The following is a 22,138-nucleotide window of genomic DNA, read 5'->3' on the forward strand; positions in this document are numbered from 1 at the left end:
CTTGCGCCGCCGGGCTGCACGCATGGCGGCTTCCGCCGCGCGGAAACCGCCCTACGCAGTCGCAGCCACACCGGGCGTGCGGGCACGGGGCGTCACGCTTCCAATACCACCCGGTCCCGTCCCGCTTCCTTGGCCTGGTACAAGGCCTTGTCGGCCCGCACCAGCAGTGACGACGCGGTGTCCGGCGCATGCTGCGGACGCGCCGCCGCCACGCCGATGCTGATGGTCAGCGCGATGGTCAAGCCGCCGTCGACTTCCACCACCAGTTGCGACGCCGCTTCGCGCAAGCGTTCCGCCGCCACGGCGGCGGTATCGAGGTCGGTCTCGGGCATCAGCAGCACGAATTCCTCGCCGCCAAAGCGCGCCACGGTGTCAATCGCGCGCAGGCTGCCCGTCAGCATGGTGGCCACGGCCACGATGGCGCGGTCGCCCGCTTCATGGCCGTAGGTGTCGTTGATGCGCTTGAAGTAATCGATATCGACCATCATCAGCGCCAGCGGGTGGCGCAGGCGGCGCACCCGTTCCAGTTCCTTGCCGATCTGCTCCGTCATCCTGCGGCGGTTGGCGATATTGGTCAGCGGGTCGGTGGTGGCCAACTGGTCCAGCCTGGTATTGGCCATCAACAGTTCCAGCGTGCGTTGCAGCACCCGGTCTTCCAGGTTGTTGCGTTCATCACCCAGCGCCGTCATGGCGCGCCGGCGCGCGCGCAGCGCCAGCACCAGCGCCGTGATCAGCACGCCCTGCACCACGACCAGCCCCACGCCCAGCAGGATTTGCCAGCGGTACAGCTCCCACACCCCGTGCGGCCGGTTCAGCACCACGGCGCCCTGCGGCAGGTGCATCAGCCCATAGCGCTCGGCGGTCTGGTAGTCGAACACATAGCGCTGCACGTTGCTCATGTCGGCCGGCTGGCCTTGAATTACCTGGGCCACGGCGTGGCCGATGGCTTCGCCGCTCAGCACGTAGCCGCCGGCGATGCCCGGCACGATCAGCGATTCCACGTGGGTAAAGATCGGCACTTGCGTCACGCCGGCCAGCTTGCGCGCGACGTCGGACGGCAGCGCGGCGCCGCCCGTGCTGTCGGTGTACGTCGCGAACATCAGGATCGCTGTGCCGCCCTTCAGCAGGGAGGCGCGGCGGTACAGTTCATCGAAACTCTGGTTGTCCCAGTATTCCATTTGCAGCCGCTCGCCATAGGAACGCGCCGCTTCGCGGGCGCCGGCGATCCATTCCTGCACGCGCGGCGTCTTGTCGCCGACCACGATGACCCGTTTAGTCGAGGGCGCCACGCGCGTGATCACGCCCAGCATGCGGCCATAGTCGTGCGACACTTCCAGCGCTTCGCCGTCGCGCGGGCGCCAGCCCTTGCGGCCATGGTTGACGTAATAGCGCGGCACGCCGGGGAACAGTTCGGGGTGGCTGTTGAGGAAGGTGGCGGCCAGGTGGTTTTCCGTCACCACCGCGTCAAATTTGACTTGCGCATACTTGGTGCGCAGGTACGGCGCCATGCTGTCCAGCGAAGCTTGCCGGCCGACCCGCGCCGCGTCGAAGCGCTCTTCGAAGATCATCGGCACATCACCCCAGGCTTTCTTGCCCAGTTCATCGTACAAGCCCTTGTGCACCATGGCTTGCCAGGCCGAGATGTTTTCCGCACCGAGCGAATACAGCACCAGCACCTTGCGCTCGTCGCTGGCCGCCAGCGCGCAGTGGATGGAGATGAACCAGGCCATGCAGGCAACAGCGACCGCGCGCGACAGCGTGCGCGTGGAACGCAGCGTGGCAGGGCGGGGCAAGGTCAGTTGCATGGGGTCGGAAGCTTGGGCAGGGCGGAAAGTGTAGCATGGACTGCCGCCCCGCGGCGCGCAGCGTCGCGATGGCGCGGTGCGTCAACGGCGCAGCGCGTCGATGATGTTCATGCGTGCCGCCCGCACCGCCGGCAGGAAGCCGCCGATCACCCCCATCGCCAGCGCAAACAGCAGGGTTTTCACGGCGATCAGCGGCGTCAGGCGGAAGCCGAACGCCAGTTCGGCAAACGACTGGAAATTGGTGGTGGAAAACGACAGCATCTGCATCAGCGAGGCGCACGCCAGTCCCGCCACGCCGCCCGCCAGCGCCAGCAGCATGGCTTCCACCAGGAAGGCCGCCAGGATATGGCGGCGCTGGTAGCCCAGCGCGCGCAAGGTGCCGATTTCCGCCGTGCGGCTGGCCACCGACGCATACATGGTGATGGTGGCGCCGATCATGGCGCCGATGGAAAAAATCACGGACAGGGCCAGGCCCAGGATACGGATGAAATTCGACAGCGTGCGCGACTGGTCGGCATAAAACGTTTGTTCGCGCCGCGCTTCCAGGGTCAGGCGCGGATCGTTTTCCAGCTCCCGCTTCAACTGTTCGAAGTGATGGGTGTCGGACAGGCGCAGCACCATCGACGACCACGCCAGGCGCCGGAACGCTTGCACCAGCTGGTCCGCGTCGCCCCAGATTTCCGAATCGAAGCCGCTGTTGCCGGCGTCGAACAGGCCTACCACGGTCCATTCGCGCTGGCCAAAGCGCAGCCGGTCGCCGACCGCCACGCCGGCAAAGCGGCGCGCAATGCCGCCGCCGACGATGACTTCCGAAGCGCCGGGCCGGAACAGCCGTCCTTCGGTCACGCGCACTTGCGGCCGCAAAACGAATCCCTGCGGACTGGCGCCCCGGATCACGACATTGGACGCCTTGCCGCTGCCCTTGCGCGGCAGCGAAATCAGCACCACGGTTTCTTTCGACAGCAGCGGCATGCCGTGCGCATCGCGTGCAATGGCGGGGTGACTGGCCGCGATATTGGCCATGTTGCGGTCGATCCCGCTTTGCACTTCGGTTTCCGCCGAGCGGCGCGTGATGATGACGTTGTCGTACTCGCCGGTGGTGACCAGCGTGGTGCGCAAGCCTTCATCGAGCATCAGCACCGTGGCGAACACGAGCACCACCAGCGCCAGCCCGCCCGCCGTCAGCGCCGTGGTCAGGCGGCGCGCCCATAAATTGCGGGCGATGTAGGGCAGGGGGATGCGCATCAGCCGATGCTCCGCAAACCGTCGAGGATGCGCATGCGCGCGGCCCGGATCGCCGGCACCGCGCCGGACACCAGGCCCACCAGCAGCGCCGCGCCAACCTGCATGGCCAGGGTGGCGGGCGCCACATGGAAGACCGGGAACATGGTGCCGAGATTGGCCGCAATCACGTCCACAGCCGGAAACAGCAGCGCGATGCCGCCCGCCGCGCCCACCAGCGCCAGCAACAGCGCTTCGCCGGCGATCAGCGCGGCCAGGTAGCCGGGACCGAAGCCCAGCACTTTCAGGGTCGCATATTCGGCCAGCCGTTCACGCGCGCTCATGGCCATGGTATTGGCCATCACGGCCATGATGATGACAATGACGACGAACGACACCACCCGGATGGCGGCCACGATGGCTTCCGACATGGCGACGAAGCCCAGCTGGAATGCTTTTTCGGTTTCCGTCAGGGTTTCCGCCAGCGAGTTGGCAAATTGCGCATCGATGGCCTGCGACACGCCGGCCGCGTCTTCGGCTCGGGCGATCCGCACCACGTACACCCCGACCTGGTTGGCGCGGCGCGGATACACTTTCTTCAGCCCCTCGTTGACGTAATCCCAGTGGAAAAACATGGTGGCGGTATTGGTCGAAGGTTGGCGGCCATCGTAAATGCCCCGAATCGTAAAGCTCCACTGGCCGGGATAAATCGTGCCCCGGACCGGCACCGTATCGCCCACCTTGAATCCATACTGGTTGGCCAGCTTGCGTCCGACGATGGCGCCCTTGCGGTCGCGCAGGAAGGCAATCCGTTCGCTGTCCGGCAGCAGGTAGTCCGGGTAAATGTCGAGGTAGCTCTGGCCAGAGACCGCAAATTGCGCAAAGAAGTTTTTCGGATCCTTATAGACGCCGCCAAACCAGTTGGCGTACCCGACGCCGGTCACCCCGTCGATACCCCGGATCCGGGCCTGGTACGCCAGCGGCAAGGGAAAGACCAGCGAAGTCGCATTGCGCGTCACCAGCGTGGTGCTGGAGGCGCCTTCCGCCCCGGCATACCATGCGCCAATCACGGTTTGCAGCAGACCAAAGGACAGCGTGGCCACCACCAGCCCCAGCACGGTCAGTGCGGTGCGCAGCCGGTGGCGCAGGGCGTTGCGGCGGATCAGGCGCAGCAGATACATGGCGTCAGCCCGGCGCGGGTGTTGCGGTTGCGGCGATCAATTCCCCTTTTTCCAGGTGCACCACGGTGCGCGCCTGGGCCGCCGCATGGGCATCGTGCGTGACCATGATGATGGTCTTGCCCAGTTCTTCGTTCAACTGGCGCAGCAGCGCCAGCACACCGGCGGCGGACTGGCGGTCCAGGTCCCCGGTCGGCTCGTCGGCCACGATCAGCACCGGATCGGTGACGATGGCGCGCGCGATCGCCACGCGCTGTTGCTGGCCGCCCGACAATTCACTGGGCGTATGGTCCATGCGGTCGGCCAGGCCCACCATGTCCAAGGTCATTTCCACCCGCTCGCGCCGTTCGCGCCGCGACAGGCCGGTCAGCAGCAGCGGCAATTCCACGTTTTCATACGCATTCAGCACCGGCATCAGGTTATAGAACTGGAAGATGAAGCCGACATTGGCGGCGCGCCAGTGCGCCAGCGCGGATTCCGGCATGGCGGCGATCTCCATGCCATTGACTTGCAGCAGGCCGGAATCCGGCTTGTCGATCCCGGCGATCAAATTGAGCAGGGTGCTTTTGCCGGAGCCGGAGGGGCCCATCAGCGCGGTGAAGGCGCCGGCCGCGATATCGAGCGTGATGCCGGCCAGTACCGGCACCACCTGGCCGCCGCGCCGGTACGATTTCACCAGCTGTTCGATGCGCACCAGCGGCGCTTCGGCAGGGTGGACGGCACTCATGGCTTGCCGGCCAGCCGCACTGGCTGCCCATCGCGCAAGTCCGGCGCGGGCTTCAGCACGGCCCGGTCGCCGGGCTTGATGCCGGCGCCGGCCGCCGCCGGCGGTCCCTGCGGCGCAGGTGTTCCATGCGGTCCGTGCGCCGCCGATGCCGCCGATGGCGTCACTGGCGATGGTTCCACTGGCGTCACCTGCACCAGTTCCCCCACCTTGCGGCCCGCCGTCACCGGCACTTGCCGCACCTTGCCATCGGCAATGATAAACAGCACGGTTTTGCCGTCACGCGTGGCCAGGGCGCCCGGCTGGACCGCCATCACGGCGGCACGGTCGGCCGGCGGCACCGGCTGCGACAGGAACGCGACCTTGGCGCTCATGTCGGGCAGCACGCGCGCATGCGGCGGATCAACGCGGTCGCCGACGCGGTCGCCGATGCGTTCGTCAAACCGCACCTTGACCAGCAAGGTCGCCTTGCTGCGGTCAACGGTCGGCACCATGCGTGCGACGGCGCCCGCAAGGCGCAGGTCGGGGAAGGCGTCGAGCTGGATTTCCGCCGGCTGCCCGGTGCGGATTTTCGACAGCGACGATTCCGACACATCGGCTTCGACTTCCAGTGTCGCCATGTCGGCGATGGTGATCACCGCCCCTTTGCTGTCGGCGGCGGAGGAAAACGGGGTAATGTTGTCGCCCACATTGGCGTTCCGGGTCAGGACGATGCCGTCGAACGGGGCGCGGATGCGGGTTTGTTCCAGCGCCACCTGTGCCGCCCTTGCGCCGGCCTGCGCCATCGTGATGGCGGCTTTCTGTGCGGCGACGGCGGCGCCGGCCTTGTTGTGGCGCGCCTGGGCGGCATCGGCGGTGGCGGCGGCAATAAAGCGCTGCGCCAGCAATTCCGTGGCGCGCCGGTTCGCTTGCTGCGCATCGGCCAGTTCGGCGCGGGCCTGTTCGAGATTGGCTTGCGCCACCTGGATGCCGGCCTGCGCCTGCGCCAGCGCCGCTTCCTGGTCGCGGCTCTCCAGCCGCGCCACCACTTCGCCAGCGCTGACTTTCGACCCTTCCAGCACGCCCAGCCATTCCAGCCGTCCTGTGGCTTTCGAAGACAGGGCCGCCTTGCGCTGCGCCACCACATAGCCGGTGGCGTTCAGCAAGGTCAGGTTTTGCGATGGCCAGGCCAGGGAAACCGTGACGGCCTCCACCTCGGGCTGGCGGCCGGTGTGCGCGCTGATGGCCACGCCGATGGCGGCCACGGCAAGCACGGCGGCGCTGATGGCCAGCCAGCGGCGTCCACCGCGGCGGGGAGCGGCGGCGCTGCGGTCGATCTTGAGTTTGGCAAGCTGCGGCGGTTCGGACATGCCGGTCTCCGGGCGGTGGGCTGGTCTGACCGATGGTGCTGCAAATCGGCGCCAGCCGCAAGGCCGCCGGCGCCACATACGCCGGCTGCGTTATTCCCGTAGGGCGGTAATCCGAAGGGTTGCCGCCATGCGTGCGGTGCGGCGCCGGTGCGCGCTGCCGGTGCGCATACATGGTGGTTCGGCGCTCCAGTGGTAATGGAGCGTGTGGCCAGCTTCACACCGGCGCCTCGATCAGCGCCGCCAGTTGCTCGGCATTGACCGGTTTCACCAGGTGCGCGCTGAACCCGGCCGCCGCCGAGCGGCGCTGGTCGGCCGCCTGTCCATAACCGGTCAGCGCCACCAGCCGCAACCCCGCCAGCAACGGGCGGCGGCGCAATTCGGCGGCGAGTTCATAGCCATCCATGCCGGGCAGGCCGATGTCGAGGATGGCCAGGTCGGGCCGCAAGTGTTCGGCCTCCTTCAGCGCACTGGCGGGATCGGACAGCGCATGCACTTCGTGGCCCTGCAGCACCAGCAATTCGCTGAGCGCCTCGAGCATGTCGGTATTGTCGTCCACCAGCATGATGCGGCGGCGCTGTGCGGCGGGCAATGCCGGGGCGGCGGTGCGGGGCAGGGCGGTGGGCGGCAGGGTGGCGGCGGCGCCGCCCGCCAGTGGCACTCTGACCTCGAACACGCTGCCCTGGCCCGGGCCCGGACTATAGGCCGATACCACGCCGCCATGCAGCGACACCAGGCTGCGCACGATGGCCAGCCCCAGTCCCAGCCCGCCATGGGCCCGGTCCAGCGCCTGTGGTTCCTGCACAAAGAGGTCGAACAGGCGGGGCAGCATGTTGGGTTCGATGCCGATGCCATTGTCGGCCACCCGCACGATGCAATCGTCTCCCTCTTGCCGGGCGCGCAGCGCGATGATGCCGTTGCGGTTGGTGTACTTGGCGGCATTGGTCAGCAAATTCGACAGCACTTGTGTAAAGCGCACCGGGTCCGCATCGAGCGCCAGGCCCTGTGCCGGCACGTCCACTGTCAGCTGGTGGCCGCGCTCTTCCAGCAGCGAACTGACGGTTTCCACCGCTTGCGTCACCAGCGGCGCCAGTTCCACCCGCTCGCGCCGCAGCACCACCTTGCCTTGCGCGATACGGGCCACGTCCAGCAAATCATCGACCAGCCGCACCAGGTGGCGGGCTTGCCGCTCGATCACCGCGTGTTCGCGCAGGATGTGGCCGGCGCCCTTGAGTTTCATCAGTTCCAGCGCCACCAGGATCGGCGACAGCGGATTGCGCAATTCGTGGCCCAGCATGGCGAGGAATTCATCCTTGGCCCGGTTCGCCACTTCGGCCGCGCGCCGCGCGCGCACCAGTTCCGTGACTTCATACGCCACCACGGCGACCCGGTCGACCAGTCCGGCCGCATTGCGCACCGGCTGGTGCACATAATCAAAGTGGCATTCTTCGAGCTCGCCCTGCGGCCCGCGCGCCAGCCAGACCCGGCGCGTATTGACCACTTGCGCATGGCCGCTGGCATAGGCCTGCTCCAGTTCCTCGAGCAGGCCCTGGCCCTGCAACTCCGGGAACGCCAGCCGCACCGGCTGGCCGGTGGCGTCGCGGCCATTGACCAGCTCCAGGAAGCGGTCGTTCATCAATTCCACCACCAGGCCTGCGCCGCGCAGGATGGCGATCGCCATCGGCGCTTGCTGGAATACGCTGGCCATGCGGTGCGACTGGGCTTTTTCCACCTGGCGCAAGCGGTTGCGGACCAGTTGCGCTTCGGTGCGGGACAGCAGTTCGCGCGCCGAGAAAGGCTTGACCAGGTAATCGTCGGCGCCGGCATGGATGCCTTCGAGACGCGCCTCTTCGCCGGCGCGCGCCGACAGCAGCAGCACCGGCGTGTCTTGCAGGCGGCGGTCGGCGCGCAGCGCGCTGATCAGACCAAAACCATCGAGGTCCGGCATCATGACGTCCGAGATCACCAGGCTGGGCGGATCGGCGCGCGCGCAGTCCAGCGCCGCGCGGCCGTTGGCGACCAGGGTCACGCGCCAGCGTTCGGACAGCAGGCGGTGCAGATACAGGCGCATGTCGGCATTGTCGTCCGCCACGATGATATGGTCGGCATCGGCCAGCGCGGCCGCCTTGGCCAGTACCATGGCGGTGACGGCGGTGGCGTCCGCCATCACGGCCGGCGCCATGGTGTGCTGGGACATGGCGATTGGCTGCGGCGGCGCCAGGGGCGGATAGCCGTGGTCCGGCAGGCAGCGCTCGGCCTCGGCGGTAAAGCTGCGCACCGCGGCGCCGGAAGGGACCGCCGATGACGGACCGATCTGGTCGTCGCGCAAGTGGGCGCGGCCGGCCGGCACGGTCACCGTAAAGCAGGTGCCCCGTCCCGGCGCGCTATCGACCGTGATGGCGCCGTGATGCAGTTCCACCAGGTCGCGCACCAGCGCCAGCCCGATGCCGCTGCCTTCGTGCGAGCGCGACCGGGCGCCTTCGATGCGCCGGAAGCGCTCGAACAGGTGCGGCAACTGGTCAGGCGCGATGCCGACGCCGCTGTCGGCCACCCGCAGCACGGCCTGGCCGCCGCTGAGTTCCAGCGCCACGCTGATCCGGCCGTCAAAGGTGAACTTGAAGGCGTTCGACATCAGGTTCAGGACGATTTTTTCCCACAGCGCGGGATCGACGTACACCGGCGCCGCCAGCGGCGCGCAATGCACCTCGAGCGCCAGCCCGGCGTTTTCGACGATGGAGCGGAACCCGCTGGCCAGGTCGCAGGTCAATGTGGCCAGGTCGGTCGGCGCGAAGGCGGCATGCATGCGGCCGGCCTGGACCCGGGAAAAATCGAGCAGCGTATTGACCAGCCGCTGCAGGCGCAGGGCATTGCGGTGCGCCAGTTGCAGCCGGCCTTGCTGTTGCGGCGTCAGGCTGGCGGTGTCGGCCAGCGCATCTTCCAGCGGGCCCAGCATCAATGTCAGCGGTGTGCGGAATTCATGGCTGACGTTGGAAAAGAAGGTGGTCTTGGCACGGTCCAGTTCGGCCAGCATGTCGGCGCGCTGGCGCTGGGCCTGGGCGGCCATGGCGTTTTGCATGGCGGCCGCCACCTGGCCCGCCACCAGTTCCAGGAAGGTGCGGTATTCGGCGTCCAGCTGGCAAGCCGGGCTGACGCCCATGATCAGCACCCCGGCCGGCCGGGGCTGGCCGGGCATGACCAGCGGCAGCGCCAGCGCCTGCGTTACGCGCTGGTTGGCCAGGCCCAGCGGCAGCGCATCGAGGTCACCCACCGGCAACAGTTCCGCCGCGCCGTCTTGCCACAGGCGCTGCAGCGGCCAGCGGCACGCGGCGCCGCTGGCGCCACTGGCGCTGGCCGGCGCGGCCCCGGGCGGCGGGGCGCCCGCCAGCGGCACGGCGGGCGGGGCAATGCCGGGCGCATCGTCATCGGCGGGAACGTGCGCCGCTTGCTGCAAGTGCGCCACGCCCTCGTCAAAGGTGTACAGCAAGGCAAACGGGATGTCTTGCGGGTTGGCGGCAATGGCCCGCATGGCTTTTTCACAGGCGCCCGCCACGCAATCGACGCGCAGCGCTTCGGCCGACAGCGCTGTCAGCGACGCCAGCCGGCGCGTGTTCTGGCTGGTCGACGTGGTGTTGGTGGAGGGGCAGAACAGGCCGCCCACGCCGCCCGTTTCATCCACCACCGGGCTGTAGGAAAACGAATACCAGGTTTCTTCGATCCAGTTGCCCCGGTTCATGAACAGTTGCACGTGTTCGTACGAAGACTCGCCCAGCCGGAACACCTTGTCCACCAGCGGCGCGCAATAGTCCCAGATTTCCGCCCACACCTGTTGCGCGGGGCGGCCCAGCGCCAGCGGATGCTTGGCGTGGCTGAGCACGTCGATATAGGCGTCGTTGTACAGGAACGTGGCTTCGGGGCCCCAGCCGATCCACATCGGGTGGCTGGAATTGAGCATCAGGCTGACCACGGTGCGCAAGCTTTGCGGCCAGGCGTGCAAGGCGCCCAGCGGCGTGTCGGTCCAGTCATAGGCGGCAATGCGCCCGCCCATCTCGCCCGGCGCGGCCAGGAAGCTGAGGCGGTGTTGCCGGCCGTCGCGGACCGGCGGCAGGCAGGCGGGAAGGGACTGGTTCAACATGGTTGCGCTTTGCGGGTGGCGATCTGTGCCATCTTGACACGATGGCTCGGCACGTGACGCACGAACCTGCTATCGGCGGCTAGGGCGCTGCGGCGGCGGGCGGCCGCAGGATATGCCGGCCCGCCGCCAGCACGGCGGCGCTGAGCCGCTCCAGCTTGGGCGATTGCACGCGCCAGCTGTGCCAGTACAGGGCCACGTCGCTATGGCGGCCCGGCGCCATGTCGATCACCAGGTGTTTTTCCAGCCGGTCGCCGACCTGTTGTTCCGGCACCATGCCGTAACCGAGTCCCAGTTCGATGGCTTGCACAAAAGCCGGACTGGACGGGATGTAATGGCAAGGATAGCTGCCAGGGACCACGCCGAATTCGCGCTGCATGAAGTTCGCTTGCAGCATGTCCTTGCGGTCGAACACCAGCATCGGCGCGTGCCGCGCGGGACCGCGCGCCAGGCCGTCGGGAAACCAGCGCCGGGCAAATGCCGGCGACGCCAGCATGTTGTAGCGCATCACGCCCAGCGGCGCCACCACGCAGCCGCGCATCGGTTGCGGCTCGGCCGACACCGCCGCCAGCGCCAGGCCGCGTTCCAGCAGGGTGTAGGTGTGGTCCTGGTCGTCCAGCGCGATATCGAGCATCAGGTTTTCTTCGCGCAGGAACGGCGCCAGTTCCGGCAACAGCCAGTTGGCCAGGGTGTCGTGGTTGACCGCCAGCGGCACCGACAGCGGGCTGGCGGCGCCTTCCTGCGACTCCGCGAGGAATTCCTGTTCCAGCAGCTTGCTGCGGCGCAGGTATTGCGCCAGCCGCTGGCCGGCGCGGGTGGCGCGGCACGGCCGGCTGCGGATCACCAGCGGCGCGCCCTGCGCCGCTTCCAGCGCGCCGATGCGTTGCGACACTGCGGACGCCGTGATGTGCAGCAGGGCGGCGGCCTGTTCAAAGCTGCCGGTGTCGAGGATGGCCAGCAGGGTGTCGGCCTGGCGGGGATCGGGCAGCATAGGGACCTTTCATTAGACATTCTTAACTTACCTCATAAATATTAATGCAGCTTCATTTTGTCGGGCAAGCAAGACAAACTGGCCCGGTCAACAAAAAGCTAACGGAGGTTGCAATGCTGGTACCGGCAGTGTTTTTCAACGGGTTGGGGATGGGCGCCAGCCTGATCATGGCGATCGGTGCGCAAAATGCGCATGTGTTGCGCATGGGCGTGGAACGGCGCCATGTCGGCGTCACGGTGGCGGCCTGCATTGCCGTCGATATCGTGCTGATCGTGGCCGGTGTGGCGGGCATGGGCGCGCTGATCCAGGCGTCGCCCTTGCTGCTGGGCGCGGCGCGCTGGGGCGGGGCCGCCTTCCTGGCGTGGTATGGCTTGCGCAGCTGGGCCGCGCTGTGGCGCACCCATACCCTGCAGGCACCGGACGGGGCGGCGCAGGGCGACCGGCGGCGCGCGCTGGTGACGGTACTGGCGCTTTCCCTGCTGAACCCGCATGTTTATATCGACACCCTGGTATTGCTGGGTTCGCTGGGGGGGCAGTATGCGCAAGCCGAGCGCCCCAGCTTTGCGCTGGGCGCGATCGCCGCGTCGCTGCTGTGGTTCACCGCGCTGGGCTATGGCGCCAGCAAGTTATCGGCCTGGCTGCGCAAGCCGCTGGTGTGGAAAGCCATCGAAGCGTTGACCGGCGCCATCATGCTGGTGTTGGCGGCCGGGCTGGTACGGTTGGAACTGTAGTGTAAAGAAAATCGACTCAGGGAAACACGTAGGCTTGAAAAAGCCGCCGGACCCGGGCGGGCACTGCGGCGTGGTTATGGCTTGGCCCCGGGCGCGGTTCAGGCGCGGCGGTATTTCACCGCCTCGGCGGCCAGCAGGGCGCCGATCCCCAGTGCCAGCAGCAGCAGGGAGCCCGGTTCCGGGACGCGGGTTTCGCCGACGTCGCACGTGCTGCAAATCCACAATTGCTCGGCGCCGGATTCATTGCCGATGTAACGCACATCGATTGACAGCAGGTAATTGGCGTTGGCGGCGTTTTTCGCGGCGTTGCTCAGCGATTGCGAATAAGCGGCATATTCCGCCGTGCTGGTGCCGACGTTATTGTCGACAAAGATGCTGCCGGCCGGGCAATCGGCCTGGTTGGTCGCGCCGATGGTGTTGTAGCTGCCATCGCTGGCCACGCACAGGCTGCTCAGCACCGGCAGGTAGCCGCCGCCCACGCAGCCGGCGTTGGCGCCCGCCAGGCTGATTTCATAGCATTGGCCGGCCACGGTGGCGCCGGCGGCATCGATGATGCGCATTTGAGCCCAGATCGAGATGTTGCCGCCGCCGCGGGCGCTGCCCTGGTTATTGTCGAACAGGAAAACCAGGTCGTGCATCCCCAGGTACGACTGCAGCAATCCGAGGTTGATTTCCCATGTAAAAGCCTGATCGCCGGTGAATTGGTTGGCGGCGTCATTGCCGAAGGTCGGCAGATTCGGGTAGGTCGCCGACTGGTTGCCGGTCGGCGACAGGAACACGTCATCGACCGCGCTGCCAGCGGCAAAGGGCGAGGTGAAGTTGCTCATGCCGTTCGCCGTGGTCAGCACGACGGCCTGGTCGGCAATCTGGCCGGGGGAGGAGGCCACCGGCACGCCGGCCTGCGGCTGGCAGCGGGGATCGGATGTGCATTTGGACAGCAAGTCCAGCGAATACACATTGAAGTTGTTGAACAACTGGCCTTGATAGGTGTTAGGCGTGGGTAAGGTCAACACGGTGGCGCTTGCGGCGCTGCAGACCAGCAGCAGGCACAGCGCGGTGATCTTTCGAACGATGGCTGGCAGTTTCATGGCGACGTCCCCTGGTAAAGATGGTCATGGGTGAATCACCATTAGCTCAAGCATAAGATGTACCTTCAATTAAACTAGTCGCGGAAACAATGACTTATTGTCGACCTTAATTTATTGACATGCGGTCACTGTAAAGAATGCCGACACATTCCATGTGGACAGTTATCGAAAGTAAATATTGCGACGGCCGGTTACAATCGTGCCGCCGGCGCACTGCGCCGGTCAGGGACGGCGCCGGGCCTTGATGACCGCGTCGAAGACCAGCACGGCGACCAGCCCCAGTCCCAGCAGCAGCATGGTGGCGGGATCCCGCAGATACCGCAGCGCCCGCAGCAGCAGGCCGGGCTCCGATCCGCCGGCCTGGACGGCGTCGCAATCGCTGCAACGCCGGTATTGCCTGGCGCTCGCTTCATTGCGGGGGGAACGCTCATCGACGGTATGCAGGTAGTAGCGGTTGGCGGTGTCTTTCGCAAAGTTTCTCAGCGATTGCGCGTAAGCGGCATATTCCGCCGTGCCGGCGCCGCGCTTATTGCTGACATACACGCTGCCGGCGGGGCAGGCGGCCTGATTGGCCGCGCCGATGGAATTGTAGCTGCCGTCGCTGGCCACGCACAGGCTGCTCATGACCGGGGCGAATCCGCCGGTGCCGCATCCGGCATTGGCGCCGCCTTTGCCGCCATCAAGGCACGGGCCGGACACGATGCTGTCGACATCGAGGGCGCTGGCCTGGTAATTGTCGGGCAGGGAAACCAGGGCATGGACGCTGGCGTAGGTCTGCCGCAGGCCCAGGCTGAATTTCCTCATCAAAGCATCGTCGTCGATCTCTTCGCCAGTGGTTTCCTTGCGCTCGGCGGGCGCGTTCGCGTGCGCCGTTGACTGGTTGCCGGTCAGGGACACGAACACCTGGTCCGACTTGCCGTCGGTGGCAAAGGGGGAGGTGAATTGACGTAAGTCGTTGGCCGGGGCCGGCCCACTCGCCTGGTCCGCAGCCTGGGCGGGCGCCGCCAGCGCGGCCTTGGGCTGGCACAAGGGATCGGACGCGCAGGTGGACTGCCCATCCTGCGAGGCGTGGAGGTTGTTGAATACCTGGCGCTCCGGGGCATTTGGCGTCGGTAACGTCAAAACGGCGGCGCTCGCGGTGGTGCTGGCCAAGAGCAGGCTCAGCGCGGCAATCTTTCGAACGATGGCTGGCTGTTTCATCACGACATCCCTATTACGACATCCCTATTGTGCCCGTCTTGTGCGCGCGGACTGGTCTTTATTTGGCGCAAGCATAAGATGTGCCCATCATAAATCACTAAGCAAATCAATTACTTGCATCGGGTTTTTGTGCTGATAGGAAATTACTGTAAAGAAATCCGACATGTTGCATATAGGCTGTCGCTATTGCCTCGTAGGAATCATGCGGGGCTCTGCTAAAATCGCCCCTTTTTTCCCACCTCCGCCCATGCCGATTCCCTCCCACCTCCTCGCGGCGCTGGACCGCGCCGATGCTTCCTGGCGTCCCGTGCTGTTGGCGGGCTTGCACGCCATGCAGGCCGCCACGCCGGATTACTTCGATACCCTGGGCGACTTTCTGCCGACCGAGGGGCGCCTGTTTGCCGCCTTTGCCCAGCCGATGGACCAGGTGCGCTATGTGCTGATCGGCGAAGGCCCGTATCCGCGTGCGGAAAGCGCCACCGGGGTGTGCTTCATGGATGGCGCCGTCAAGGGGTTGTGGTCGGACGAGGCGGGCGGCGGCCTGTCGAAAGCCGTCAACAAGGCGACTTCCTTGCGCAACTTCATGAAAATGCTGCTGGTGGCCGATGGCCGCCTGGCGCCCGACGATACCGGCACCCTGGCGCTGGCGAAAATCGCGGCGGCCTCGCGCGGCGCGCCAGGCGTGGTGCAATCGCTCAGTGAAATCCAGCAAAAGTTCTTCGATGCGGGGTTCCTGCTGTTGAACGCCACCCTGGTGTTCCGTGAAACCGTTGCGCCTGTGAAAGATGCGAAAGCGTGGATGCCGTTCCTGCAAACCGTGCTGGCCGCGCTGCGGGAGCGGCGGCCGACGTTGGTGCTGTGGGGGAAAATCGCCGAGCAACTGAATAAATTGCCGGAAGCGCAGGTCTTGCCGCAAATTGCCGCGGAGCACCCTTATAACTTGACGTTTATTACCAATAGCAATATGCACGCGCTGTTCAAGCCGATGCAATTGTTACGCTGCTGAAATGCTCTGGAAACGCGCGCACAGCCTCTACCGGGCGGCGCCAGGGGCGTCGCCTGACAAGAGTAGTCAAATAAGGTATACTTGACTAAATCGTTCAACTAATCCGTCTTTGAGATTGGTTAAACAAGGAAGTATTTTAACTCAACCGAGGTTGTGATGCGTCTGACCACCAAAGGCCGTTTTGCAGTGACTGCGATGATCGACCTGGCTTTGCGCCAAGGCAAAGGCCCGGTCACGCTGTCTGGCATTTCGCAACGCCAGGCGATTTCGCTGTCTTACCTGGAACAATTGTTCGGCAAGCTGCGCCGCCACGAAATCGTCGAATCGATCCGTGGTCCCGGCGGCGGCTACAGCCTGGCGCGCCGGGCCGACAAGGTCACGGTGGCCGACATCATCATCGCGGTCGATGAACCGCTGGACGCCACCCAATGCGGCGGCAAGGAAAACTGCCATGGCGCCGATGCCGCCACCGGCGCCCGCTGCATGACCCACGAACTGTGGGCCACCCTGAATGAAAAAATGGTCGATTACCTGGACTCCGTTTCCTTGCAGGATCTGGTCGATCAACAAAAACAGAAGCATGCCGAGCAAAACGTCGTTGTCATGCACCGCAACGCCGCTTTAGGCTAAACCAGCTGCAAATATTTGGAGTAATAGATGAACGCCCCTGAAAAAACTGTCGCCCAGGTCGCTCCCGTGGAATTCCACACCGCCCCGCATTTTCCGATCTACATGGACTACTCGGCCACCACGCCGATCGACCCGCGTGTGGCCGACCAGATGATCCCGTACCTGCGCGAACAGTTCGGCAATCCCGCTTCCCGCAGCCACATGTATGGCTGGACCGCCGAAAAGGCGGTGGAAGAGGCGCGCGGCCACGTGGCGGCGCTGGTGAATGCCGACCCGCGTGAAATCATCTGGACCTCCGGCGCGACCGAATCGAACAACCTGGCGCTGAAAGGCGCGGCGAACTTCTATAAAACCAAGGGCAAGCACATCATCACCGTGAAAACCGAGCACAAATCCGTGCTCGACACCGTGCGTGAACTGGAGCGCCAGGGTTTTGAAGCGACCTACCTGGAGCCGCAGGACAATGGCCTGATCTCGATCGAACAGCTGACCGCGGCGATCCGTCCGGACACCATCGTGATTTCCGTGATGCTGGTGAATAACGAAATCGGCGTGATCCAGCCAATCGCGGAAATCGGCGAACTGTGCCGCTCGAAAGGCATCATCTTCCACTGCGACGCGGCGCAAGCCACCGGCAAGGTCGTGATCGACCTGCAAAAGACCAAGGTCGACCTGATGACCTTCACCGCGCACAAGACTTACGGCCCGAAAGGCGTGGGCGCGCTGTACGTGTGCCGCAAACCGCGCGTGCGCATCGAAGCGCAAATGCACGGCGGCGGCCACGAGCGCGGCCTGCGTTCGGGCACCTTGCCGACCCACCAGATCGTTGGCATGGGCGAAGCGTTCCGCCTGGCCAAGGTCGAGATGGACAGTGAAATCGGCCGCATCAAATCGCTGCGCGACCGCCTGGCCAAGGGCTTGCAGGAAATCGAAGAAGTCTACGTCAACGGCGACATGGATGCGCGCGTGCCGCACAACCTGAACGTGTCGTTCAACTACGTGGAAGGCGAATCGCTGATCATGGCCGTGAAAGACCTGGCGGTGTCGTCCGGTTCGGCCTGCACCTCGGCGTCGCTGGAACCGTCGTATGTGTTGCGCGCCCTGGGCCGCAGCGACGAACTGGCGCACAGCTCGATCCGCTTTACCATCGGCCGTTTCACGACCGAAAAAGACATCGACTTCGCAGTGGACTTGATGAAGTCCAAGGTGGGCAAGCTGCGCGAATTGTCGCCGCTGTGGGAAATGTACAAGGATGGCGTGGACATCAGTTCCATCCAGTGGGCCGCGCACTAAGCCGCAGCGTCTGAACAGATTATTTGAGATATTAGGAGCAATAAAATGGCTTACTCGGAAAAAGTGTTGGACCACTACGAAAACCCGCGCAACGTCGGTTCCTTTGAAAAGGGCGACGAGTCGGTGGGTACCGGCATGGTGGGCGCGCCCGCGTGCGGCGACGTGATGAAGCTGCAAATCAAGGTGGGCGCTGACGGCCTGATCGAAGACGCGAAGTTCAAGACCTATGGCTGCGGTTCCGCGATCGCATCGTCGTCGCTGGTCACCGAATGGGTGAAAGGCAAGTCGCTGGACGAAGCGCTGGCGATCAAGAACACGGCGATTGCGGAAGAACTGGCGCTGCCGCCAGTGAAGATCCACTGCTCGATCCTGGCGGAAGACGCGATCAAGGCGGCGGTCAACGATTACAAGGCAAAGCATTCTGCCTAACACATAGATACATGGGCGCCGGGCCTTCAGGCCGGGCGTCCACATCTCAGTAGCACTGGAGGACAGTATGGCGATTACCCTGACCGAAAAAGCGGCCAAGCACATCAATCGGTACATCGAACGCCGCGGCAAGGGCGTCGGCCTGCGCTTTGGCGTGCGGACCACTGGCTGCTCCGGTCTGGCCTACAAGCTGGAATACGTGGACGAAGCGGATGTGGAAGACAGCGTGTTCGAATCGCACGGCGTGAAAGTGTTCGTCGATCCGAAAAGCTTGCCGTACATCGATGGCACCGAACTTGATTTCGCGCGGGAAGGCTTGAACGAAGGCTTCAAGTTCAACAACCCGAACGAGAAAGATGCGTGCGGCTGCGGCGAAAGCTTCCGCATTTAATCGCATTTACTTTTAATTGCCGGGATGCCGGACCACCAGGCCGGGCATTCACATACGTTAGCCGTGCAAAACCACTTCGAACTCTTCAACCTGCCACAGCAATTCGCCGTCGACGCGGAGGCGCTCAACAGCGCCTTCCGCGACGTGCAAAGCCGCGTCCACCCGGACCGCTTCGTCAACGCCACCGATGCGGAAAAGCGCGTCGCCATGCAATGGGCGACCCGCGCCAACGAGGCGTACCAGACCCTGAAAAATCCCCAGCTGCGCGCGCGCTACCTGTGCGAATTGCATGGCGTGGATTTGCAGACGGAATCCAATACCGCGATGCCGGCGGCCTTCCTGATGCAGCAAATGGAATGGCGCGAAGCGCTGGAAGATGCCCGTGCACAAAAGGATATCGGCGAACTGGAGCAGCTCGACGGCCAGTTGCGCGGCGCGCGCAAGGCGCAATTGAACACCATTGAAAACCAGTTGAATGCCGGCGACTACATTGCCGCCGCGCAGGGCGTGCGCGCCCTGATGTTCCTGGAAAAATTCGGCGACGAAGTCCGCTTCGCCTTCGACGCGATTGAATAAGAAAACCTATGGCACTTCTGCAAATTTCCGAACCAGGCATGTCGACCGCACCGCACCAGCATCGGCTGGCGGTGGGGATCGACCTGGGCACCACCAACTCGCTGGTCGCAACGGTCCGCAACAGCATTCCCGAAGTGCTGAACGATGAAGACGGCCATGCGCTGCTGCCGTCGGTGGTGCGCTACCTGCCCAATGGCCATGCCAACATCGGCTACAAGGCGCAGGCGGCGCAAACCACCGACCCGAAAAACACCATCGTGTCGGTCAAGCGCTTCATGGGCCGCGGCCTGAAAGACATCGCTTACGCGGAAAACCTGCCTTACGATTTCGTCGATGCGCCCGGCATGGTGCAGCTGAAAACCGTGGCCGGCGTGAAGTCGCCGGTGGAAACCTCGGCCCAGATCCTGGCCACCCTGCGCCAGCGCGCGGAAGATTCGCTGGGCGACGACCTGGTCGGCGCGGTCATCACGGTGCCGGCGTACTTTGACGATGCGCAGCGCCAGGCCACCAAGGATGCCGCGCAACTGGCCGGCATCAACGTGCTGCGCCTGCTGTCGGAACCGACGGCGGCCGCGATTGCCTACGGTCTCGACAACGGCTCGGAAGGGCTGTTTGCGGTCTATGACCTGGGCGGCGGCACGTTCGACATCTCGGTCTTGAAACTGTCGAAAGGCGTGTTTGAAGTGCTGGCGACCGGCGGCGATTCCGCGCTGGGCGGCGACGATTTCGATCATCGCCTGTTCTGCTGGATCCACGAACAGGAAAAACTGGCGCCGCTGTCCGACGAAGACACGGCGGTGCTGATGGTGAAAGCGCGCGAAGCCAAGGAATTGCTGTCGACGAAATCCGAAGTCACGGTCGACGCCATCCTCGGTTCGGGCGAAGAAGTGCATTTGAAGGTCACGGCGGAAAAGTTCGCGGAAATCACCAAGCACCTGGTCGGCAAGACCATGAACGCCGTGAAAAAAGCGCTGCGCGACGCCAATGTCGATGCCGACGATATCGATGGCGTGGTGATGGTGGGCGGCGCGACGCGCATGCCGCACGTGCAGCGCGCCGTGGGCGAGCATTTCCATACGATTCCGCACGCGAACATCGATCCGGACAAAGTAGTGGCGCTGGGCGCCGCGATCCAGGCCAACTTGTTGGCCGGGAACCGCGCGCCGGGCGACGACTGGCTGTTGCTGGACGTGACGCCGCTGTCGCTGGGCATCGAGACCATGGGCGGGCTGGTGGAAAAAATCATTCCGCGCAATTCGACCATTCCGTGCGCCCGCGCGCAGGAATTCACCACCTTCAAGGATGGGCAAACCGCGCTGGCCGTGCACGTGCTGCAAGGCGAGCGGGAACTGGTCAATGATTGCCGTTCGCTGGCGCGCTTTGAATTGCGCGGCATTCCGCCGATGGCGGCCGGCGCGGCCCGCATCCGCATCACGTACCAGGTCGATGCCGACGGTTTGCTGTCCGCGTCGGCGCGCGAACTGCGCTCCGGCGTGGAAGCGTCGATCACCGTCAAGCCATCGTATGGGCTGGGCGACGACGACGTGGCGCGCATGCTGCAGGATTCCTACAAGTCCGCCGAGGTGGACATGAAGGCGCGCGCGCTGCGCGAAGAACAGGTGGAAGCGGAACGCATCCTGCTGGCCACGCAGGCGGCGCTCGACGAAGACGCGGCGCTGCTGTCGGATGACGAGCGGGCCGAGGTGGCCGCGCTGGTGGAACGCACCCGCGCCACGCTGGCGCAATCGGTGGACGGCACGGCCGATCACCAGGCCGTGAAACTGGCGGTGGAAGAACTGGCGCGCGGCACCGAAGAATTCGCGTCGCGCCGCATGGACCGTTCCGTGCGCAGCGCCCTGGCGGGTAAATCGCTCGACGACGTCAGCGCTTAAAGAACTGCATCCCCGCCTCGGTGGGGATTTATATTGATTCCCCAAAGAGGTCAAGAAGTGCCCCAAATCGTATTCCTCCCCCACGCCAAACTGTGCCCGGATGGCGCTGTCGTTGAAGCTCCTGCCGGCAAGACCCTGTGCGACGTGATGCTGGACAATGACATCCACATCGAGCACGCGTGCGAAAAATCGTGCGCCTGCACCACCTGCCACGTGCTGGTGCGCGAAGGGTTTAATTCGCTCAGTGAAGCGACGGAAACCGAAGAAGACTTGCTGGACAAGGCGTGGGGCCTGGAAGCCGTGTCGCGCCTGTCGTGCCAGGCCGTGGTGGCGGACCAGGACCTCGTCGTTGAAATTCCGAAGTACACGATCAACCACGCCAGCGAGGGAGGCCACTGATGAAATGGTCGGACATTACCGCGATTGCCGAAGCGCTGTATGACAAGTTCCCGGACGTCGATCCGGTGACGGTGCGCTTTGTCGACCTGCACAACTGGGTGGTGGACCTGGACGGGTTCGACGACGACCACGCGCGCGGCGGCGAGCGCGTGCTGGAAGCGATTCAGCAGGCGTGGATCGATGAAGCGCAATAAGAACGCCGGCGGGGCGCCGGCGGTTGCCGGCGGTTTGCCACAGGGATTGCCACCTGAAGTGCGTCCCGGCCAGTCGGTCGAACTGCTGCAGGAATTGCACATCCTGACGCGCGACGGCAAGTTGAACCAGGACAGCCGCCGCAAGCTCAAGCAGGTGTACCACTTGTACCAGTTCATCGAGCCGCTGCTCAAGGAAGTGCGCGAGCAAAGCGGCGAGCAGGGCGTGTCGCTGGTGGACCATGGCGCGGGCAAATCGTATCTCGGCTTTATTTTGTATGACCTGTTCTTCAAGGGCTTGAACGACGGCTCGCACATCTACGGCATCGAGACGCGCGCCGAACTGGTGGAAAAATCGCAGCAGCTGGCCACGAAATTCAATTTCCCCGGCATGTCGTTCCTGCCGCTGTCGGTGGCGGAATCGACGTCGTCGGAACAGTTGCCGCCGCGGATCGACATCGTCACCGCGCTGCACGCGTGTAACACCGCGACCGATGACGCGATCGATTTCGCCCTGAAGAAGAAAGCGAAGCACATGGTGCTGGTGCCGTGCTGCCAGGCCGAAGTGGCGTCCGTGCTGCGCAAGAACAAAGGCCAGTCGCTGGGCAAGAGCGCGCTGACGGAAATTTGGCGCCACCCGATCCACACGAGGGAATTCGGCAGCCAGGTCACCAACGTGCTGCGCTGCCTGCAGCTCGAAGCCCATGGCTACCAGGTCAATGTGACGGAACTGGTGGGCTGGGAACATTCGATGAAAAATGAATTGATCATCGCGACCTATAAGAACCTGCCGCGCCGCCGCCCCAGCGAGCGGTTGCAGGAAGTGCTGGAAACCCTGGGGTTGCAGGAAATGGGACAGCGCTTTTATGCGGCGCACGTGGCGGAGTGAGGTTGTGACGTCATGTGCAGGATATGCCG

The 22,138-nt window shown here is 64.8% G+C and carries 20 protein-coding genes; 11 read left to right on the top strand and 9 right to left on the bottom strand.

Annotation, left to right across the window (positions count from 1 at the left end; all coding sequences use genetic code 11):
• Window positions 1-92: 92 nt before the first annotated feature.
• The 7 genes from AC1RRC_RS21020 to AC1RRC_RS21050 form a co-directional block, all read right to left on the bottom strand.
• A complete protein-coding gene (locus AC1RRC_RS21020; protein WP_493057480.1) occupies window positions 93-1,805 on the bottom strand; it encodes a diguanylate cyclase in 1,713 nt (570 codons plus the stop codon).
• An 81-nt stretch (window positions 1,806-1,886) separates the two neighbouring features.
• Window positions 1,887-3,050 carry an ABC transporter permease gene (locus AC1RRC_RS21025; protein ID WP_493057481.1) on the bottom strand — a complete coding sequence of 388 codons (1,164 nt, stop codon included), beginning with the start codon at window positions 3,048-3,050 and terminating at the stop codon, window positions 1,887-1,889.
• Window positions 3,050-4,207: an ABC transporter permease gene (locus AC1RRC_RS21030; RefSeq protein ID WP_493057482.1), complete on the bottom strand. Its 1,158-nt coding sequence runs from the start codon at window positions 4,205-4,207 to the stop codon at window positions 3,050-3,052. Before AC1RRC_RS21030 ends, AC1RRC_RS21025 begins: the two co-directional genes overlap by 1 nt.
• A 4-nt stretch (window positions 4,208-4,211) precedes the next feature.
• Window positions 4,212-4,931, bottom strand: a complete 720-nt coding sequence (locus AC1RRC_RS21035) for an ABC transporter ATP-binding protein (RefSeq protein ID WP_493057483.1) — start codon at window positions 4,929-4,931, stop codon at window positions 4,212-4,214.
• Window positions 4,928-6,277: an efflux RND transporter periplasmic adaptor subunit gene (locus AC1RRC_RS21040; RefSeq protein WP_493057484.1), complete on the bottom strand. Its 1,350-nt coding sequence runs from the start codon at window positions 6,275-6,277 to the stop codon at window positions 4,928-4,930. The genes AC1RRC_RS21035 and AC1RRC_RS21040 overlap by 4 nt, the downstream gene beginning before the upstream one ends.
• A 214-nt stretch (window positions 6,278-6,491) precedes the next feature.
• On the bottom strand, window positions 6,492-10,406 hold the full coding sequence (locus AC1RRC_RS21045) for an ATP-binding protein (RefSeq protein WP_493057485.1): 3,915 nt from the start codon (window positions 10,404-10,406) through the stop codon (window positions 6,492-6,494).
• A 79-nt stretch (window positions 10,407-10,485) separates the two neighbouring features.
• A complete protein-coding gene (locus AC1RRC_RS21050; protein ID WP_493057486.1) occupies window positions 10,486-11,394 on the bottom strand; it encodes a LysR family transcriptional regulator ArgP in 909 nt (302 codons plus the stop codon).
• 113 nt (window positions 11,395-11,507) lie between these two features.
• On the opposite strand from AC1RRC_RS21050, the gene AC1RRC_RS21055 reads away from it, so the two are divergent.
• Window positions 11,508-12,125 (top strand): LysE/ArgO family amino acid transporter, encoded by a 618-nt coding sequence (locus AC1RRC_RS21055; RefSeq protein ID WP_493057487.1) that lies wholly within the window; start codon window positions 11,508-11,510, stop codon window positions 12,123-12,125.
• A 98-nt stretch (window positions 12,126-12,223) separates the two neighbouring features.
• On the opposite strand, the gene AC1RRC_RS21060 is transcribed toward AC1RRC_RS21055, so the two are convergent.
• Window positions 12,224-13,213, bottom strand: coding sequence for a PEP-CTERM sorting domain-containing protein (locus AC1RRC_RS21060; RefSeq protein ID WP_493057488.1), 990 nt, complete (start codon window positions 13,211-13,213; stop codon window positions 12,224-12,226).
• Window positions 13,214-13,435: 222 nt separating this feature from the next.
• The gene (locus AC1RRC_RS21065) at window positions 13,436-14,413 is read right to left on the bottom strand and encodes a hypothetical protein (protein WP_493057489.1); all 978 of its coding nucleotides are present in this window, start codon (window positions 14,411-14,413) and stop codon (window positions 13,436-13,438) included.
• 247 nt (window positions 14,414-14,660) lie between these two features.
• Here AC1RRC_RS21065 and AC1RRC_RS21070 point away from each other — a divergent pair, with 247 nt between their 5' ends.
• The 10 genes from AC1RRC_RS21070 to AC1RRC_RS21115 all read left to right on the top strand — a co-directional run bounded on the left by AC1RRC_RS21070 (window position 14,661) and on the right by AC1RRC_RS21115 (window position 22,109).
• The gene (locus tag AC1RRC_RS21070; RefSeq protein ID WP_493057490.1) at window positions 14,661-15,419 is read left to right on the top strand and encodes a uracil-DNA glycosylase family protein; all 759 of its coding nucleotides are present in this window, start codon (window positions 14,661-14,663) and stop codon (window positions 15,417-15,419) included.
• Window positions 15,420-15,575: 156 nt separating this feature from the next.
• Window positions 15,576-16,049, top strand: a complete 474-nt coding sequence (iscR, locus tag AC1RRC_RS21075) for a Fe-S cluster assembly transcriptional regulator IscR (protein ID WP_154380371.1) — start codon at window positions 15,576-15,578, stop codon at window positions 16,047-16,049.
• A 27-nt stretch (window positions 16,050-16,076) separates the two neighbouring features.
• Window positions 16,077-17,342 (top strand): IscS subfamily cysteine desulfurase, encoded by a 1,266-nt coding sequence (locus tag AC1RRC_RS21080; protein ID WP_493057491.1) that lies wholly within the window; start codon window positions 16,077-16,079, stop codon window positions 17,340-17,342.
• A 45-nt stretch (window positions 17,343-17,387) separates the two neighbouring features.
• On the top strand, window positions 17,388-17,771 hold the full coding sequence (iscU, locus tag AC1RRC_RS21085; protein ID WP_154380375.1) for a Fe-S cluster assembly scaffold IscU: 384 nt from the start codon (window positions 17,388-17,390) through the stop codon (window positions 17,769-17,771).
• A 67-nt stretch (window positions 17,772-17,838) separates the two neighbouring features.
• Window positions 17,839-18,162: an iron-sulfur cluster assembly protein IscA gene (gene iscA / locus AC1RRC_RS21090; protein WP_493057492.1), complete on the top strand. Its 324-nt coding sequence runs from the start codon at window positions 17,839-17,841 to the stop codon at window positions 18,160-18,162.
• 63 nt (window positions 18,163-18,225) lie between these two features.
• Window positions 18,226-18,738: a Fe-S protein assembly co-chaperone HscB gene (hscB, locus tag AC1RRC_RS21095; RefSeq protein ID WP_493057493.1), complete on the top strand. Its 513-nt coding sequence runs from the start codon at window positions 18,226-18,228 to the stop codon at window positions 18,736-18,738.
• An 8-nt stretch (window positions 18,739-18,746) separates the two neighbouring features.
• Window positions 18,747-20,630, top strand: coding sequence for a Fe-S protein assembly chaperone HscA (hscA, locus tag AC1RRC_RS21100; protein WP_493057494.1), 1,884 nt, complete (start codon window positions 18,747-18,749; stop codon window positions 20,628-20,630).
• Window positions 20,631-20,687: 57 nt separating this feature from the next.
• Window positions 20,688-21,029 carry an ISC system 2Fe-2S type ferredoxin gene (gene fdx, locus AC1RRC_RS21105; protein ID WP_493057495.1) on the top strand — a complete coding sequence of 114 codons (342 nt, stop codon included), beginning with the start codon at window positions 20,688-20,690 and terminating at the stop codon, window positions 21,027-21,029.
• Window positions 21,029-21,223, top strand: coding sequence for a Fe-S cluster assembly protein IscX (gene iscX / locus AC1RRC_RS21110; RefSeq protein ID WP_493057496.1), 195 nt, complete (start codon window positions 21,029-21,031; stop codon window positions 21,221-21,223). The genes fdx and iscX overlap by 1 nt, the downstream gene beginning before the upstream one ends.
• Window positions 21,210-22,109, top strand: a complete 900-nt coding sequence (locus AC1RRC_RS21115; RefSeq protein ID WP_493057497.1) for a class I SAM-dependent methyltransferase — start codon at window positions 21,210-21,212, stop codon at window positions 22,107-22,109. The genes iscX and AC1RRC_RS21115 overlap by 14 nt, the downstream gene beginning before the upstream one ends.
• The last annotated feature ends 29 nt before the right edge of the window (window positions 22,110-22,138 follow it).

It is taken from the genome of Pseudoduganella sp. GW821-FHT12E03 (genome assembly GCF_058807115.1).

What these genes read in the sequence shown, in the direction of transcription:
- AC1RRC_RS21020 (WP_493057480.1), bottom strand. Translation starts at nt 1,805, where the DNA reads ATGCAACTGACCTTGCCCCGCCCTGCCACGCTGCGTTCCACGCGCACG.
- AC1RRC_RS21050 (WP_493057486.1), bottom strand. Translation starts at nt 11,394, where the DNA reads ATGCTGCCCGATCCCCGCCAGGCCGACACCCTGCTGGCCATCCTCGAC.
- AC1RRC_RS21030 (WP_493057482.1), bottom strand. Translation starts at nt 4,207, where the DNA reads ATGTATCTGCTGCGCCTGATCCGCCGCAACGCCCTGCGCCACCGGCTG.
- AC1RRC_RS21070 (WP_493057490.1), top strand. Translation starts at nt 14,661, where the DNA reads ATGCCGATTCCCTCCCACCTCCTCGCGGCGCTGGACCGCGCCGATGCT.
- AC1RRC_RS21035 (WP_493057483.1), bottom strand. Translation starts at nt 4,931, where the DNA reads ATGAGTGCCGTCCACCCTGCCGAAGCGCCGCTGGTGCGCATCGAACAG.
- AC1RRC_RS21115 (WP_493057497.1), top strand. Translation starts at nt 21,210, where the DNA reads ATGAAGCGCAATAAGAACGCCGGCGGGGCGCCGGCGGTTGCCGGCGGT.
- AC1RRC_RS21055 (WP_493057487.1), top strand. Translation starts at nt 11,508, where the DNA reads ATGCTGGTACCGGCAGTGTTTTTCAACGGGTTGGGGATGGGCGCCAGC.
- iscA (WP_493057492.1), top strand. Translation starts at nt 17,839, where the DNA reads ATGGCGATTACCCTGACCGAAAAAGCGGCCAAGCACATCAATCGGTAC.
- AC1RRC_RS21040 (WP_493057484.1), bottom strand. Translation starts at nt 6,277, where the DNA reads ATGTCCGAACCGCCGCAGCTTGCCAAACTCAAGATCGACCGCAGCGCC.
- AC1RRC_RS21025 (WP_493057481.1), bottom strand. Translation starts at nt 3,050, where the DNA reads ATGCGCATCCCCCTGCCCTACATCGCCCGCAATTTATGGGCGCGCCGC.
- iscU (WP_154380375.1), top strand. Translation starts at nt 17,388, where the DNA reads ATGGCTTACTCGGAAAAAGTGTTGGACCACTACGAAAACCCGCGCAAC.
- AC1RRC_RS21065 (WP_493057489.1), bottom strand. Translation starts at nt 14,413, where the DNA reads ATGAAACAGCCAGCCATCGTTCGAAAGATTGCCGCGCTGAGCCTGCTC.
- hscA (WP_493057494.1), top strand. Translation starts at nt 18,747, where the DNA reads ATGGCACTTCTGCAAATTTCCGAACCAGGCATGTCGACCGCACCGCAC.
- iscX (WP_493057496.1), top strand. Translation starts at nt 21,029, where the DNA reads ATGAAATGGTCGGACATTACCGCGATTGCCGAAGCGCTGTATGACAAG.
- AC1RRC_RS21080 (WP_493057491.1), top strand. Translation starts at nt 16,077, where the DNA reads ATGAACGCCCCTGAAAAAACTGTCGCCCAGGTCGCTCCCGTGGAATTC.
- iscR (WP_154380371.1), top strand. Translation starts at nt 15,576, where the DNA reads ATGCGTCTGACCACCAAAGGCCGTTTTGCAGTGACTGCGATGATCGAC.
- AC1RRC_RS21045 (WP_493057485.1), bottom strand. Translation starts at nt 10,406, where the DNA reads ATGTTGAACCAGTCCCTTCCCGCCTGCCTGCCGCCGGTCCGCGACGGC.
- AC1RRC_RS21060 (WP_493057488.1), bottom strand. Translation starts at nt 13,213, where the DNA reads ATGAAACTGCCAGCCATCGTTCGAAAGATCACCGCGCTGTGCCTGCTG.